Source organism: Alphaproteobacteria bacterium, from assembly GCA_030680745.1.
Lineage (GTDB): Bacteria > Pseudomonadota > Alphaproteobacteria > JAUXUR01 > JAUXUR01 > JAUXUR01.
The window spans coordinates 29,337-44,308 of record JAUXUR010000076.1 but is presented as its reverse complement, the minus strand read 5'-3'; the positions used below and the strand labels follow the sequence as shown (position 1 = coordinate 44,308).

Below are 14,972 nucleotides of genomic sequence, written 5' to 3'. Positions count from 1 at the left end.
AAATTTTTCCTGAATCATTTTTTAAAAAAATTGAAAAAGGTTTATCTTTTTTACCAATTATATTTTCATATGATGCAAATAGGCCTTCGCTTACAATGTCATTGTCAGCCTGACTAGGTTCATAATCAATAATTATTTTGTACATAATATATACTAAGAATTTTCTGCTATAAATATCATGTGCATTTCACCACCAAATTCTTCTTCTCTGTATAAGATATTTTTGAAACCATGTTTTTCTAAAATGAGTTCCATCTCGTAACGATAATACCAAGATATCTGCATTTGTTCGTTTTCTTCAGCGAGCATTTGGTCATTTATTGTTTTTTTATATATGGAATTACAATTGATATATTACTCTTTTTTATTTGTTATATTATGTGATTTAATAATAATCTTTCCGCTATCAGGTGTTAAGACTTCTCTCTCAGTAAATTCTTCCTGATTATTTTCGCACATTGCATCCCAGGGAACAAACAAATCCAATATGATTTTTCCGCCCAATTTTAAATGTTTTTTGAAATTCTTTAAAACATTAAATGCAGTTAATCGTGGATACAATAATTGAAAAGAACCTAGAGGAATTAAAATAAGACTATATTGATTTGGCAAATCCATTATCTCGATATCTGCTTCAAATAATGTTAGTCCTAAATCAAGTTTCGAACCTCTCTCTTTGCAGCTATTTAACATAGAAACAGAATTATCAACACCATGAACAATATATCCCTCTTGAATCAAGGGAATTAATAATCGGCCTGAGCCACACATTGCTTCAAGAGAAAGATCATTTTTATTCATAAATTGTTTATAAAAAAGAACTTCATCAGATGGTGCAAATTTTTTGTCTATATCATAAAATTCTGTACATAATGTATCATACATCATTCGTATTATACCTTTTCTTAAAGTTCATAAAGAGTTGCAATGCTAGATCAATCCACTAACATATAAATATTAATTTGAACATAAGATACAATAGCTAAGAAAATTATTTTTCAAACAACCACCAAACAGAATCGTCGATGCTTGTTGTTGGTTGCCACAAAAATCCTTGTGCAATGGGCTTTAAATTAGGATAAAATTCCATCCATTTTAAACCATAATCACGTTTAAAAAGCATGTCGTCATAACCACGATAATGAATCACTTCGGATTTTTTTGAAAATATTTCAATCGCTAAGATGTATTTTTTTGATACACGATAGATTTCATTACAAGCCTTTTGAAGATCATCAGGATGAACATGGATTAAAACACCACAGGTGAATACTAAATCTTTTGATGCGTCATCAAAAGGTAATGCAAACGCTGAACCATCTAAAACATGGTGTTGATCTAAAACATTATCATCTAAAATGCGTTGACGGGCTTTCGGATTTGGCTCAACAGCATAAAGTTCTGCTTTAGAAACCTCTTTTAATGCTCTGATATTTAAGCCAATATTTGATCCAACTTCTAAAATTGATTTGACCTCAGAAGAAGAAGTTTTTTTTAAAATATCTTGCCAAACATTTTGACGTTTTTGATGATTTTCAGGTGTTACTTCATTGCGTTCAATATAGGCGTTGCCAAAATCACCACGCCATCTTGATAATTGTGCTGTTTCAACCATATGCTGCTCCTAATGGGATAAGTGGTTTTTGTTGAATATGATGGTTAATTTTTAACAATTCAGGCTCTTTGCTCAATAAATCTTTAATTTCAGCAAAAGCGAATTGAGGATTTTGTATATAAAGGCGTTCATATATTTCACGCACAAATTGGAAATCAGCTTCTTCATCAACAGCTAACCTGCAATGATAGAGATCCGGTTTATATTCAATAAAGAGCGATAAAAATATAGCTGGTCTGCGCCAAATATAAGGTGTTACATGTTCGCGTTCATAAGGATCTTTTGCTTCTTGAAATGCTTTGTTAAGCGCGTCAAATGTTAAGATTTCTGCGCCTAAGCCTAATGGATATCCCTTTTCATGCGACGCATAAAGATAAGAAATATCGCTGTTTTTAAACAATTCAAGCCAAGAAGAAACTATTTTATAATCATATAAAGGGCAATCACTTGTAATTCTTATGACAATATCCGCTTGTGTTTCCAATGCAGCTTTGTGATAGCGCGCAAGCACATCATGTTCATCGCCTCTGATAAAGCTGATATTCCCAAAAGATTGAACAGACTTTTCGATATTATCATGTTCTTCGCCAAAAGGAGACGCAACGACAATTTCATCAATACCAGATGTTAGTTGTACACGTTCAAGCAACAGTTCAAGCAAGGTTTTGCCTAATATTTTTTTCATAACTTTGCCAGGCAAACGAGTCGACGTCATGCGTGCTTGAATAATCGCAACAACTTTAGGCGCGTGCATATTTTGTCCCCTGCCCTGAACCTATTGTTTCTTGTTCGAGCGCCTCCCAAGAAAGTGGCGTTCCGCGCTTTAAATCTTCTGAAGCACGCATGCCGATGACCTCAAAATAAAATTTTGGTTGCAAGCCAAAATGAGGTCGAATTACTTTTATATTATGTGGCGTAAGAATCTCACCTTTTTGAATGTCTTTTGAAACATAGACAGAACGTCTTGATATACGATTTGGTAATTCAGAATCAGGGCGAGCCCATTTTTGACCGTTTTGAATCCCTAAAGATTCCCAAGCAAGATGAGTGCTCGAAACAACTTCAGCCATTTCATGTGGTTCAAGCGAAAATGCAGCATCTTCCCCACCATCAGAACGACTTATCGTTATATGTTTTTCTATAAGACGTGCACCAAGACCAATCGACACAATAGGTACAATAGCACCAGGCGTATGATCTGAAACACCAAGTACATAGCCAGGAAATTTGTCTTGCATAATTTTAAGATTACCTAAAGATGCATCTTTAATAGGTGTTGGATAACCGCCAATAGTGTGTAAAATAATAATGTCTTTCGCACCATTTTTTTCAGCTGTTTCAACAGCATCTGTTATTTCTTGAAGGCTTGCATGACCTGTTGAAAAAATAAGAGGTTTACCCGTTGAGGCAACTTTCGCGATAAGCGGCAAATGAATTAACTCGTAAGAAGCTATTTTATAAGCAGGACAATCCAACTCTTCAAGAAAATCAACAGCTGTATCATCAAAAGGTGAACTAAAAATAGTTAGTCCCAATGTAGCTGCTTTATCGAATAAATCTTTATGCCATTCCCATGGTGTATAAGCACTTTGATAAAGTTCATATTGTGTTCTACCAGCCCAGGGACCATCAGCATGAAGAAGAAATTCATTCTCACGAATATCCATACTTAACGTGTCAGCTGTAAAAGTTTGAATTTTGAATGCATGAACACCGGCCTTAGCAGATTCTTCCATTATTTTAATGGCGCGATCATAATTGCCTAAATGATTAGCAGAGAGTTCTGCAACGACATAAGGTGGGAAATTTGGACCAATTTTATGACCCTTTATCGAGACAAATTTATTATTTTTCTCTTTAAACACGTTCTATCCTCATCATTTTTTCTTCCTTTATGCACAATATTCAGTGCATTAGGTCCTTCATTAAACAACAAGTCTAACGAAGAAAGATGTGAAAGAAAAGGGGGATAAAGTTGTTTATAGGATATTGGTTCATATTGTTGAAAAGAAACGACAATATTTTCTTTTTGAAAAGAGGCTAAAAAAGGTGATAAATAATCGATTGCACCCTTAGGTGATATATAATGTGATACATTAAGATATTTACATAAATCTATAATTCTATTTATTTTTTCATTGCTCAAACTGAAATCAGATGCTGATATAATTTTTGTTGTAATGCCCAATTTGTGTTTAAGCCATACAATCAATGAAAGTGTTAATTCGTGCAGATATGCAAATCTATGAGCACACTCAAATAATACCTTAAGTTCTTGAAAGTAAGTTTCAAAATAGGGTGTTCGTCTATAATTCATTTCAATCGCATTTAAGTGCTTATTTAAAAAATGATGATTGGCGAGTTGAACATCAGCAATAAGTTGCTCCCCCTTCCCTTTAGTCACAACAGGAATTGTTAGCAATAATTCGCCTTGGGGCGATTTAAGACGATTGCGTTGTTGCCACGATTGTTTTGAAAATTGAACATTATCCAGAATAACAAATGTGTCTACTTGATCCATAAGGTCAAAATAACCTACCCAAGGCAGATAAGTTGGTTGCATGATAGCAAGTTTAGTTGAGGAATTGTTTATAGATAATATCTGCTGCACGTTTTGCCCCATGACCATCAATTATTTTTTGCCCCAATTTCTGGCGCTCTTGACATTTTTGTTCATCATTTAATAACTTTATTATATGATCTTCCAATGCATCAATATGTATTAAGTTTTCAGTCACATTATTCTCAACAAAAAAACTTATTTCCTCAAGTTGATTTTCAACATTTGGATAAACGAGGATGGGAACGCCAAGCGCTATGGCCTCATACATAACCATTCCACCTGTGACTAAAGCAAGACGAGATTGTCGTAATTTTTGTGCTAAATGATTAGCGTTCAAAGATTGATAAAAGTCAACATGCTTTGTTATTTCTTGAAAATTGGATGGGAAGATAAATTCACTCCCTACAATAAGTGTAACTTTGTAATTTATCTTAAAATTTGTTAATTCATGAAGTGTTGACGCAACCCATTCTGACGCTTTAATACCAGAGCCTGCAACGATCGTAAGATCATAAACTTTTTTGTGTTCTTGCAATGATTTTTCGAAATCAGTCCTTAAAAGCGCATATTGACCGCCACATAAAAATTTTGTTTTTAATGAATAATTTTTATATAGGTTTTTATCAGCTAAAACAGAACCATTCAGAATTAAATCTGCATTAAAAGAACCACCAAAATCATCTATTATAATTAAAGGCTTATCATTGTTTTTTAAACCAATTTCAGAAGAAATGATATCTTGAATAGCCAGATCATAATGAATTTTATGGAGTTCATTTAATGGATAAATATCTATGTTTTGAAAAACTTTTTTTATGCCCTCTCCCTCCCCACAAATGACAAGATTAATATCTGATTTATCTTTTATCGCATCAACTAAAGATTGAACACGTATTGCATGTCCCATACCAATTTCTTTGGTTGCGTCAAATCGTAGTAAGATTTTTTTCATCTTTTTCACTATACTCCAATTTGACCGCTAAATTAATTGCTCAAATTATGAGCCAAAGTCTAGAGGCCCTCGAACCGGAACGGAGTGTACCCCTTTGTACATGAGTACCGATGACTACGACCTGACGACGAATTTGGCCATAATCTGGGCAACTTTTATAAAATTCGCTGCTATGCGATGAGTGATAGAAGCTTTGGCACGGAAGACCGGAGTGTATCCTATATACATGAGGATCTGAGTACCAAAGCGACGCATCAATCATCCATAGCAGTAGAATTTTAAACGGTAAGAATTAGATCTATTGGTTGCTCGAACCCCCTTATCATTTCTTTTTCAAGAATCTTCCTTATCGTTTTATCTTCGTATCCTTGCTGGATGGCTAAATCCAACGTTTTGCGAGTGGTTATAAAACAGGCTTCTTGTTTGCGTGTATGCTTTTCAAGCTTTGCTGCAAGATTGACTGCATCGCCAATGAGTGTAAATTCCATGCGTTGTTGATTGCCAACTGCACCAAAAATAACTGGCCCTACAGCAAGACCAATACCAATATTTGGACATATTTGACCTTTAGATAAACGATCTTTTTTCCAATTTTCAACTTCAATAAGCAAATTATCAACGGCTTTGAGCGCATCGGAAGCATAGGTTTTAGTTATCGTAACAGCGCCAAAACTAGCCATAATACCATCACCTAAAAACTTATCGATATCGCCACCATGTGCATAAATAATTTTAACCATACGTGTTTGATAATCACCCAATAGTGACATAATCTGATTTGGGGGTAATTCTTGCGTTAATTTGGTAAACCCTTTTAAATCAATAAAAAGAACGGCTGATTCACGAATTTCACCCTCACCTACTTTTAACGATATTTTTGAGTCTTTGATTTTTTGTGCAACACCTTCAGCAAAAAACCTTGAAAACGACTGAAATTTTGTTTGTTCATCAACCCGTTTTATTTCAAGTTGCTTTGACCGATGCGCTAATAAAGTTAATATGATCGAAAAAAGACTGAAACCAACAAGTGCGTCTATTTCTTCATTCGTAATATTGCCGGCACTAGATGAAAAAAAGATATTTTTGAAATGTGATACAAGAATAAGTCCAATTAAGGCAATTACAGCAGAAAAAAAAGTTAAACCTACATTGTAGTGCAAAACACGTAACCCAATTGAAATAAGCAAATAAAAATAAAGACCTTGGTTAAAATGAGATAAATAAGATAAATGATCATAATATCCAGATAATATCCAAATAAGCAAAAGTGGCATAACGATATCGATCGCGGCTGATACTGAAATGACTGCAAAAGGTAATCTAAGACTTAAGCAAAGGATTGATTTTAAAGCAATAAAACTTGCATAAAATGTCAGCAATAAAAAAATATAAGGGTGGTCTAGTAAACTTTGCCAATAAGCAACACCAGCAAAACAACCAAGCAAAACAAGCTGAATAATGCCTATAAAGGCTTCGTTTCTTTTTTGAATATTTGACATAAATCCATTTTTAGGAAAAACACCAGCATGGTCAGATGTCATCTTAACGGACATTTGTTTCTCCCTGTTGTTTTTTAGGGGGATTAAACTCCCCCCTTATTTTTAAACGGCTATTTTATTTTTTTTAGGCACTGATTTTTGAAACCTATTTTCAGCTATTCTGTCTGCAGCAACGTTTGTAGGTAATTTTTCAGCATCAGCCTGTTGGAATATCTCTAACAATGTATCATAAATTGTTAAAACATGTGCTTCAGCTTTTGCTTTATTATACCCATGTTGCTCATACGAAACATTAATTAACCCACCAGCATTAAGTACATAATCAGGGGTGTATAAAATGTTACGTTGTGCGAGCGCCAAACCATGCCTATTTTGTGCAAGCTGGTTATTAGCAGCACCAGCAATAACCTTTGCTTTTATATTGTCAATTGTATCATCATTAACAATTGCACCTAATGCACAAGGTGCCAAAACATCGCATTCTTCTGCGAGTATTTCATCCAATGAGCTTATCTTAGCATTAAATTCTTTTTTTGCCTTTTCATTAAGCTCAGTATCAATATCACTGACAATAAGATGAGCGCCTTCCTTATGCAATAACTCACATAATTTGTACCCAACGCTACCTAGTCCTTGAACTGCAATTTTAATACCATCAAGATTATTTACACGCATTTTATGTTTAACAGCAGCTTTGATACCAACAAAAACACCTAAAGCCGTAAACGGCGATGGATTATCACTTCCGCCGGTTCGCGTACCCACAACATGTCTTGTTTTGGTCAGCATTGTTTCCATGTCATCTACATTTGTACCAACATCTTCAGCAATAATATAACGACCTGAAAGTCTTTCGACATTTTCACCTAAAGACTCAAAAAGCTCTTTTGTTTTGTCAAGGCGTGGATTGCCTATAACAACAGATTTACCACCACCATAAGGTAGTCCAGCAAGAGCTGATTTATAAGTCATGCCTCGAGACAAACGCAAAGCATCATCAATAGCTTCTTGTTCTGTCGCGTAAGGCCACATTCTGCAGCCACCTAACGATGGACCACGATTGGTGTTATGTATTGCAATAATTGCGAGTAATTTGTTCGAACGATCAGAACAAAAAACAACTTGTTCATGATCATCAAAATCGCGTGCAGCAAACACCGTCATAATCTTTGACCCTCCAGGAGAATAAATTAACAAACATAAGCCATTCTAAGAACTTTCAGGCAAAATGTCGATTTAAAAATCATTATTTTTGATATTGTTTCAAAAATTATATATTAATGGTAGAATTATCGTTACGCATATAAAAGTAATGAAGGAACGCGTAAATGAGCAAAATAAAAAAATTAATTTTCAAAAATATTTTTGTGTTTTTCTTTGTTTTTTTAATAAATTGCAACAATCGGATTGTTGCTGCTGAACAAGATAAAAATTTAAAATCCTTTTTCCACAAAAATATATTGATTTCACAAAAAACAACTGAAAATGATCAAACACCTTTTAAAGATGATCCAAGTTTAAAACTAATTGCAGACGTTTTACCAACAGCATTATCTATTTTACAAGTTTATTATATTGATCAACCTAATTTTCAAAATATCTGTTTTAATGGTATCAAAAGAATTCTTGAAAAAGATGATTCTTTTACATTTATCGTTGATCAAAATAAAATTACACTTAGCAAAGATGGAAAAATAATTGATACATATTCAATTTTACAACCTCAAGATGATCTGAAATATTGGATTGTGACTTCGCTAAATGTTCTTAACCGGGCATTCGAACATTCACCAAAATTATATACAATCACACCAGAGAAAATCCTCTCTTATTATATGAAGGGTGCTGCAGGATCGTTAGATGAGTTAACACGCTATGTTCCGCCCCATAAATCAATACCTGAACATCAGATATTCATTGGAAATATTAAAGTCGAAGAAAGTGAAGCCACATCTTGGAGTCAGGTTTATAATAATGTTTTGTATCTACGGATTAAACATTTTGAGCCTTGGACATCAAACGAGGTTGTTTCACTTTTAAAAGGCGCAAAAGATAAGCATGAAGGGATCATTTTAGATTTACGTGATAATGTTGGTGGACGCTTAGAGCAAGCTATTGAAATTGCAGACGCCTTTTTAGATAAAGGATTACTTGCCACAAGTAAAGGAAGACATCAAGATAGCTATCAAAAATTTGAAGCAAATGGCCAACGAGCTGTTTTTAACAATCCTTTAATATTACTTGTAAATCAAAAATCTGCGTCAGCTGCAGAAGTTCTAACCGCTGCCTTAAAAGAAAATGATCGCGCCTTAATTTTAGGACGTAAAACATATGGTAAAGGCAGTATTCAACGCGTTCAGGGATTACCCAATGATGGTTCCCTCGTATTTACCTGGGCAAGTCTTTATACACCTTTAGGCCACAGACTTAATAAAGTAGGTATTGACCCCTTTTTATCTATTGAAAAATTAAACCCCGCGCAACTTATTTGGTTGAAAAATTTAATTAAAACGGGCATTGCGCCGCAAAAGCTCACAAACACTTCTTATATGACGGGTAAATCTATAAATCCAGCAACACTTGAAAAAGATGAACTTGATCTAGCGCTTAGTATTCTCTCTAATAAAGAGTTTTATAAAAGCGCCCTTGCACTTCAAAGCCAAACAAATTTAACGCAAAACGCAATTAGTTAAATAATAATGCTTTAATTTCTTTTTTATCAAGAATGGTATCATCAAAATCCGTATTTTCTGATTCTAAAATCAACAATTGAAGATTTTCATATTCTACTGCTTTATCACATGCCTTATTTTCTAAAGTTACTAACTTTTGCTCATCATCAACGCACATTGAATTTTTTAACGCATGAATTTCTCGATCCAAAGCAGCTAATTCAATGGCTAGCTCAAGCTGTTGGTTTTTCAATTCAGATAAAAGTTGTTCCTGTCCGTTAATATCAGACGAATCTAATAAAGGATCATTGCCTAATTGCCATGTTAATTGCTCTAATTTTTTAATTTCTAATACAGATAAACTATTTTCTTTCTTAGGTGGAAAAAAAGAAAATATATCATACTGATAACAATCTAAGGATGAAGAAGCATCTTCCATTTTTATAGGCGTAAATTGACAATTTAATACTGTTTTTAAATTTTCATAATCATTAAATTTACTTTTAGTAAAAACGCCGTTAAGAGTACCTGTTTCTTTGTTGTAAAGATTCATTATGTTATCTTGATTGTCATTTGTAACAACATCATGCATAAGCGTGTTCAAGACACATGAATAATCTATACCGATGTGATCTTGTATATTATGTGTAATTGTTTTAAGAATTTCATCTTCATACCCATTTTTTTTGCAATTATCTTTTATATAGATAAAAATAGGGGCATATCCTTTGGTATAATCATCACGAAGAGATGGTGGGTATATTGAATACAAACCGATCAATGACGCGTCTTTTTTTAAATAAATATAATAATCACCCCAAAAAATATCTTTTTCGTTTATCGATTCGTATGTATTGAAAAACTTTATTAATTTTAAATATATTTCTGTATAAGATTCGAAATCTATTTCAGGCGGTAATAATTTATAAACTTCTTCGTTTTCATTGAGTTGGTCTAATGACCTTGCTTGCACAAATACCAATCTATCTGTCTCAAGTATTATTGCATCTATACTTGTGTAGTTGCACATTAATGCAATGGCTAAGGAAACTATTTTTCTCATTTTTAAACTCCTTGTATTTAAAAATGTGTAGCCCATTATTTCTAATCAATCAATCGTGAAATTGATATTTTTTTTTAACGGCAATAGAATTTTCCCATTGAAAGTGATATGTTCAATACCTATTTACACAATTGCCTTATAGAATTTAAGGAATTACGAATTTAAGAAGGAAGCATGATGGAAAAGATTCCAATGACAGTACTAGGTTTTGCAATGCTACAGGATGAATTAAAGCGTTTAAAAACAATTGAACGTCCTTCTGTCATTGAGGCACTTATTGAAGCACGTTCCCATGGTGATCTTTCTGAAAATGCTGAATATGATGCGGCAAAAGAACGACAAGGCTTTGTAGAGGGACGTATTGCTGATATTGAAGACAAATTAAGACGCGCCGACGTCATCGATACAGAATTACTTTCAGGCGACATCGTTACTTTTGGAGCGACCGTTAAACTTGCTGACGAAGAAACAGACGAACACACAACTTATAAAATTGTTGGTGTTGATGAAGCTGATATTAAGTCGGGCAAAATCTCATATACATCACCCGTTGCTAAAGGTCTTATTGGTAAAAAAATTGGTGAAAATGTAATTGTAACGACACCTCGAGGTGTTCGTTCTTTTGAAATTTTAAGCATTAAATTTGGTTAAATTTCAATGTCTGCCAAAATTAGCGTCATTATTGTTGCTGCAGGGCGTGGATCACGTTATTCAACGGTTTTGCCAAAGCAATATGAGCTAATTAATGGAAAAACAATTTTAAGGCACACCATCGATATCTTTTTAAATCATCCTTTAACCAAAGATATTATGTGTGTCATTCACCCAGATGATGTTGATTTATATAATCAAGCTGTAACAGGTTTAAACATCCCTTGTGTTTTTGGCGGCGAAACACGTCAAGATTCAGTGATGAATGGTCTTAAATCATTAAAAGATACGGATCTCGTTTTTATTCATGATGCTGCACGCCCGAACTTAACAAGCGATAAGATAGATGCTCTCATTAATAGCTTCAAAGATAATGAAACATTTGGGGCTATTTTAGCCCTCCCCGTTACTGATACAGTTAAATATGTTGAAAATGGCTTTATTGTTAAGACGTTAGATCGTCAAAATGTTTTCAGAGCTCAAACACCACAAGTGTTTCGATTCAATGTAATTTATGATTGCCATATAAAAGCCCCTCACCAAAATTTTACAGATGACGCAGCGCTTTTAGAACATTTTAATCACAAGGTTAAAATTGTCTTAGGCGATCCGTCTAATATAAAAATTACAGAGCCGAACGATACTAAACTTATGTCAGCATCTTCAATGTCACTGTCCAGATTATGAGGCAAAGTCTAGAAAGTTTGAGAACCGGCGCGGAATGTACTTAAGGTACATGAGCACCGGAAGCGCAGAACTGACAACGAATTTGACCATAATGTGGTCAGGTTATTTTAAGGATAAGGTAAATGCGTGTATGTACAGGAATAGGTTTCGACGTCCATCAATTTTGCGAAGGAAATTCTCTTTGGTTATGTGGTATTTCAATCCCACATTCCCACGGTCTTAAGGGTCATTCAGATGCAGATGTCGCCTTACACGCATTGACAGATGCGTTATTAGGCACTATTTGTGCCGGCGATATTGGGATGCATTTTCCGCCAACAGATGAAAAATGGAGAGGTGTTGACTCATCATTGTTTTTAAAACATGCACATGACCTTGTCCTAAAGCAAAATGGTAAAATTACGCATTGTGATTTAACAATCATTTGTGAAAGACCTAAAATTGGCCCATATCGAGATGCGATGCGCAGGCGTATTGCAGATATTTTATCTATTCCACTTAATTATGTCAGCGTTAAAGCTACTACAACAGAAGGTTTAGGATTCACGGGTAGAAAAGAAGGTATTGCCGTACAAGCTATTGTTACTGTACAATCACCCTATGAGTAATGAAATAATACAAAATAATCCAAATCCCTCTTCTCCTCCCCATGGCGTTGCCTGGTGGATTGCGACTGTAGGCGGTATTGGCCGTTCACCTGTTGCCCCTGGCACTTGTGGCTCTCTTGTTGCCTTGCCTATGGCTTGGGTTATCGCATCTTTGTTTGGTGAAAAATGGCTTTTATTAGCCATTGTCATTATGTTTTTTGTGGGATGGGTGTGTTCGTCTATTGTTTCAAAGCAAATGGCTGATCATGACCCTCAAGAAATTATTATTGATGAAGTTGTTGGTCAGTGGATAGCGCTTCTTTTTGTCCCCTTTAATTGGCATTGGTATATCATTGCTTTTGTGTTTTTTCGACTTTTCGACATCATTAAACCTTGGCCTATCAATGAAGCTGAAAAACGCTTCCAAAATGGCTTTGGTGTTATGATTGATGATGTGATAGCGGGTATTTTCGCCCTTGCGGCAACTCATGCTATCTATTTGATTGTTTCATTCTTTTAATAAATCTTTTGCCACTTAAAAAGGCTTAAAATTAATGAAAAAAATCTTCCTAACGATTTTAACATTATATTCAACATCAATTCATAGCTATGAATATGATAATAAATATACTCTTTCTGAAGCTTTTGAAGGCGCTAAGAAAGAATATTTAACAGAAGTTGAATTTTTTTCACATTCTGTTGGCCCTGTTATTAACCGCCCCATAAGTGATTTTAAAGGAAAAGAACTTGTTATAGGCGCTGGTTGGGCCAAAGAATATTTGAGCACCAAAGATAGTCTTCCTGATAATATTTTAGCACTTATGCAAGAACGATATACAATTGACGTAACGAAAGAGATGTATCCCGATTTACAAGGATCAATCACCCAAGAAAAAGATACTGCATCACTGCCAAGTTCTTATTTTAATATGCTTTTTTTTGAACATATCCCCTGTGGCGTTTTTTTTAGCCCAGGTACATATAAAAATATTTATCGATTACTAAAAGATGACGCTATTGCAAAAGTTGAAACAGGCGTCGCTTGTAGAGAATACATACATGAAATCATAAAACTGACACCTTTTAAAAATAGTTTTAAAGAAATTATTGATGAAAAAATGCTTTCAAATTTAGATGAAAATAGTAATTATTTTGCGATAAATGGTTTTACGATTAAAAAAGAAAAAATCTCAAATGAAGCTACCTTCCCTACTCAAGAAGAAATTAACACAAGTGTTTATAAATTATTCCCAGAAATTATAAAAAAACAATACAATAGAAATATTAAACAAATAGAAATTGATCGAAAAAAATTTGTAAATGCAGCACAAAACAAAGGTAAAGAAATCACGCCGCTTAAAAAATTTCAAGGTCAAACGCTTGTTGCAACAAAATTAGGACGCAATTATCCTTATTTTGAAGAAGATCTTAAAAAATATTCAGATAAACCCAATGAAAAAGTTAATTTTTCAGATTTGTATATTTTGGGGGAAGATAATTCTGAAAAGATAGATTATTTAGGCTCCATCGCTAACAATAAAAGCATCAAAAATATGCCTAAAAATCGCTTCAAACAAATCATTGTTTCAGAGCTAAGTCCTTGTGTTATGTTAACCCAACAAGAAACCTATGCTAACGCCCATAGAATACTTAAAAATGGTGGCAAGTTGATTTCTAAAATGCCCCAAGGGATTTGCATTGATCAAATTCAAAAAACAATTAGCCAAAGTCCTTTTAAAAACACATTCAAAACGATTAATGATACTCACGGTTTTGAAATCACAAAAAATTAATAAAACCTATCTAGAGCGACGTTTAGGATGCTTGTGCGCTGGTGCAGGCGTTGGCTCTGGCAATGCACCACCAAATTCTTGTTTTGGCCAACACTGACGTCCAAATTTGCTATAATAACAATCTTCTTTTTTTGGATGGCAAATTCTAACCCCTTTTTGCATGAAGCAATGATGTGCATATTGATGTGCTGGATTTTTATGACGTCTATTTTCTTCTAATTGTTGTCTTTGTATATAGACACTATAAGGTATAGTTTGACCAGTTGTAGAATCATATATTGAAAGTACTTTTTGAATCTGTGGTCTAATATCTTGTTCCCATGCAAAGATAGGCAAAGAAATTGCTATAAACGTAAATATCATAATATATTTTTTCATACTCACCTCCACACAACATTTCTAATTTAACTATAACAAAAAATAATTAAGATTTCGTTAAAGTTAATAAAGTCCCTCACTATTAACTATTTAAATATACACAATGAAATGTTTTCTAAAGTTATAACAAATGTGTTATTAGTAATTTACTAGTAAAAAACAACTAAAAGGAGATCGTCATGAAATATTTTATTGCGACAACATTTATTTTTCTTTTAAATTATACTGCATTTGCTGTAACAACAGAAGAAATAGCGAATCATCAAAGAGCACTAGACGACATTAAGAAAAAAATGAGTAAAATACACAATGACATTATGGAAATATTATGGAACCGTGTAAACTCCACTCAACCCACCCCTCCTAAAGTCAAACAGAGTCTTAAGGACCTGGAGTCTCAGCAGGGTGAACTTCTAAAACTTTATCAACAAGAAAAAGACTGGAAATCGGAACATAAGCTAGACAACCCTAGGAATCCATAGAGCCAACACCATCAAAAATATCTATTTGAT

The 14,972-nt window shown here is 33.9% G+C and carries 17 protein-coding genes and 1 pseudogene; 7 read left to right on the top strand and 11 right to left on the bottom strand.

The window, feature by feature from the left end:
* Positions 1-153 precede the first annotated feature (153 nt).
* The 9 genes from Q8L85_09155 to Q8L85_09115 all read right to left on the bottom strand — a co-directional run bounded on the left by Q8L85_09155 (position 154) and on the right by Q8L85_09115 (position 7,793).
* Positions 154-285 (bottom strand): hypothetical protein, encoded by a 132-nt coding sequence (locus tag Q8L85_09155; protein ID MDP1724853.1) that lies wholly within the window; start codon positions 283-285, stop codon positions 154-156.
* A 69-nt stretch (positions 286-354) separates the two neighbouring features.
* Entirely contained in the window at positions 355-888 is a 534-nt protein-coding gene (locus tag Q8L85_09150; GenBank protein ID MDP1724852.1) for a class I SAM-dependent methyltransferase, read from the bottom strand.
* A 103-nt stretch (positions 889-991) separates the two neighbouring features.
* Positions 992-1,615, bottom strand: coding sequence for a methyltransferase domain-containing protein (locus Q8L85_09145; protein MDP1724851.1), 624 nt, complete (start codon positions 1,613-1,615; stop codon positions 992-994).
* A complete protein-coding gene (locus Q8L85_09140; protein MDP1724850.1) occupies positions 1,608-2,369 on the bottom strand; it encodes a glycosyltransferase family protein in 762 nt (253 codons plus the stop codon). Before Q8L85_09140 ends, Q8L85_09145 begins: the two co-directional genes overlap by 8 nt.
* Complete coding sequence (gene pseI / locus Q8L85_09135) at positions 2,356-3,480, bottom strand: pseudaminic acid synthase (protein MDP1724849.1); 1,125 nt, start codon at positions 3,478-3,480, stop codon at positions 2,356-2,358. The genes Q8L85_09140 and pseI overlap by 14 nt, the downstream gene beginning before the upstream one ends.
* On the bottom strand, positions 3,444-4,226 hold the full coding sequence (locus tag Q8L85_09130) for a WbqC family protein (GenBank protein ID MDP1724848.1): 783 nt from the start codon (positions 4,224-4,226) through the stop codon (positions 3,444-3,446). Before Q8L85_09130 ends, pseI begins: the two co-directional genes overlap by 37 nt.
* On the bottom strand, positions 4,189-5,130 hold the full coding sequence (locus tag Q8L85_09125; protein ID MDP1724847.1) for a glycosyltransferase: 942 nt from the start codon (positions 5,128-5,130) through the stop codon (positions 4,189-4,191). The genes Q8L85_09130 and Q8L85_09125 overlap by 38 nt, the downstream gene beginning before the upstream one ends.
* A 278-nt stretch (positions 5,131-5,408) precedes the next feature.
* Positions 5,409-6,683 (bottom strand): adenylate/guanylate cyclase domain-containing protein, encoded by a 1,275-nt coding sequence (locus Q8L85_09120; protein ID MDP1724846.1) that lies wholly within the window; start codon positions 6,681-6,683, stop codon positions 5,409-5,411.
* A 48-nt stretch (positions 6,684-6,731) separates the two neighbouring features.
* The gene (locus tag Q8L85_09115) at positions 6,732-7,793 is read right to left on the bottom strand and encodes a Glu/Leu/Phe/Val dehydrogenase dimerization domain-containing protein (GenBank protein MDP1724845.1); all 1,062 of its coding nucleotides are present in this window, start codon (positions 7,791-7,793) and stop codon (positions 6,732-6,734) included.
* A 164-nt stretch (positions 7,794-7,957) separates the two neighbouring features.
* Here Q8L85_09115 and Q8L85_09110 point away from each other — a divergent pair, with 164 nt between their 5' ends.
* Positions 7,958-9,322: a S41 family peptidase gene (locus Q8L85_09110; protein MDP1724844.1), complete on the top strand. Its 1,365-nt coding sequence runs from the start codon at positions 7,958-7,960 to the stop codon at positions 9,320-9,322.
* On the opposite strand, the gene Q8L85_09105 is transcribed toward Q8L85_09110, so the two are convergent.
* Positions 9,315-10,364, bottom strand: a complete 1,050-nt coding sequence (locus Q8L85_09105) for a hypothetical protein (GenBank protein MDP1724843.1) — start codon at positions 10,362-10,364, stop codon at positions 9,315-9,317. The two genes, Q8L85_09110 and Q8L85_09105, sit on opposite strands and share 8 nt — an antisense overlap.
* A 177-nt stretch (positions 10,365-10,541) precedes the next feature.
* Between Q8L85_09105 and greA the strand changes: the two genes are divergently transcribed.
* The 5 genes and pseudogenes from greA (at position 10,542) to Q8L85_09080 (ending at position 14,082) form a co-directional block, all read left to right on the top strand.
* Positions 10,542-11,015: a transcription elongation factor GreA gene (gene greA, locus Q8L85_09100; protein ID MDP1724842.1), complete on the top strand. Its 474-nt coding sequence runs from the start codon at positions 10,542-10,544 to the stop codon at positions 11,013-11,015.
* Positions 11,016-11,021: 6 nt separating this feature from the next.
* Positions 11,022-11,702 carry a 2-C-methyl-D-erythritol 4-phosphate cytidylyltransferase gene (gene ispD / locus Q8L85_09095; GenBank protein ID MDP1724841.1) on the top strand — a complete coding sequence of 227 codons (681 nt, stop codon included), beginning with the start codon at positions 11,022-11,024 and terminating at the stop codon, positions 11,700-11,702.
* Between the two features lie 134 nt (positions 11,703-11,836).
* Positions 11,837-12,310, top strand: a pseudogene (ispF, locus tag Q8L85_09090) (2-C-methyl-D-erythritol 2,4-cyclodiphosphate synthase).
* Positions 12,303-12,809 (top strand): phosphatidylglycerophosphatase A, encoded by a 507-nt coding sequence (locus Q8L85_09085; GenBank protein ID MDP1724840.1) that lies wholly within the window; start codon positions 12,303-12,305, stop codon positions 12,807-12,809. The pseudogene ispF and the gene Q8L85_09085 overlap by 8 nt, the downstream one beginning before the upstream one ends.
* 34 nt (positions 12,810-12,843) lie before the next feature.
* Positions 12,844-14,082 carry a hypothetical protein gene (locus tag Q8L85_09080; protein ID MDP1724839.1) on the top strand — a complete coding sequence of 413 codons (1,239 nt, stop codon included), beginning with the start codon at positions 12,844-12,846 and terminating at the stop codon, positions 14,080-14,082.
* Between the two features lie 6 nt (positions 14,083-14,088).
* On the opposite strand, the gene Q8L85_09075 is transcribed toward Q8L85_09080, so the two are convergent.
* Entirely contained in the window at positions 14,089-14,460 is a 372-nt protein-coding gene (locus Q8L85_09075; GenBank protein MDP1724838.1) for a hypothetical protein, read from the bottom strand.
* Positions 14,461-14,639: 179 nt separating this feature from the next.
* Here Q8L85_09075 and Q8L85_09070 point away from each other — a divergent pair, with 179 nt between their 5' ends.
* Positions 14,640-14,942: a hypothetical protein gene (locus tag Q8L85_09070; protein MDP1724837.1), complete on the top strand. Its 303-nt coding sequence runs from the start codon at positions 14,640-14,642 to the stop codon at positions 14,940-14,942.
* Positions 14,943-14,972: the final 30 nt, after the last annotated feature.

What these genes read in the sequence shown, in the direction of transcription:
- Q8L85_09155 (MDP1724853.1), bottom strand. Translation starts at nt 285, where the DNA reads ATGCAGATATCTTGGTATTATCGTTACGAGATGGAACTCATTTTAGAA.
- Q8L85_09080 (MDP1724839.1), top strand. Translation starts at nt 12,844, where the DNA reads ATGAAAAAAATCTTCCTAACGATTTTAACATTATATTCAACATCAATT.
- Q8L85_09085 (MDP1724840.1), top strand. Translation starts at nt 12,303, where the DNA reads ATGAGTAATGAAATAATACAAAATAATCCAAATCCCTCTTCTCCTCCC.
- Q8L85_09105 (MDP1724843.1), bottom strand. Translation starts at nt 10,364, where the DNA reads ATGAGAAAAATAGTTTCCTTAGCCATTGCATTAATGTGCAACTACACA.
- Q8L85_09070 (MDP1724837.1), top strand. Translation starts at nt 14,640, where the DNA reads ATGAAATATTTTATTGCGACAACATTTATTTTTCTTTTAAATTATACT.
- Q8L85_09140 (MDP1724850.1), bottom strand. Translation starts at nt 2,369, where the DNA reads ATGCACGCGCCTAAAGTTGTTGCGATTATTCAAGCACGCATGACGTCG.
- Q8L85_09075 (MDP1724838.1), bottom strand. Translation starts at nt 14,460, where the DNA reads ATGAAAAAATATATTATGATATTTACGTTTATAGCAATTTCTTTGCCT.
- Q8L85_09125 (MDP1724847.1), bottom strand. Translation starts at nt 5,130, where the DNA reads ATGAAAAAAATCTTACTACGATTTGACGCAACCAAAGAAATTGGTATG.
- Q8L85_09120 (MDP1724846.1), bottom strand. Translation starts at nt 6,683, where the DNA reads ATGTCCGTTAAGATGACATCTGACCATGCTGGTGTTTTTCCTAAAAAT.
- greA (MDP1724842.1), top strand. Translation starts at nt 10,542, where the DNA reads ATGGAAAAGATTCCAATGACAGTACTAGGTTTTGCAATGCTACAGGAT.
- Q8L85_09150 (MDP1724852.1), bottom strand. Translation starts at nt 888, where the DNA reads ATGATGTATGATACATTATGTACAGAATTTTATGATATAGACAAAAAA.
- ispD (MDP1724841.1), top strand. Translation starts at nt 11,022, where the DNA reads ATGTCTGCCAAAATTAGCGTCATTATTGTTGCTGCAGGGCGTGGATCA.
- Q8L85_09110 (MDP1724844.1), top strand. Translation starts at nt 7,958, where the DNA reads ATGAGCAAAATAAAAAAATTAATTTTCAAAAATATTTTTGTGTTTTTC.
- Q8L85_09115 (MDP1724845.1), bottom strand. Translation starts at nt 7,793, where the DNA reads ATGACGGTGTTTGCTGCACGCGATTTTGATGATCATGAACAAGTTGTT.
- Q8L85_09145 (MDP1724851.1), bottom strand. Translation starts at nt 1,615, where the DNA reads ATGGTTGAAACAGCACAATTATCAAGATGGCGTGGTGATTTTGGCAAC.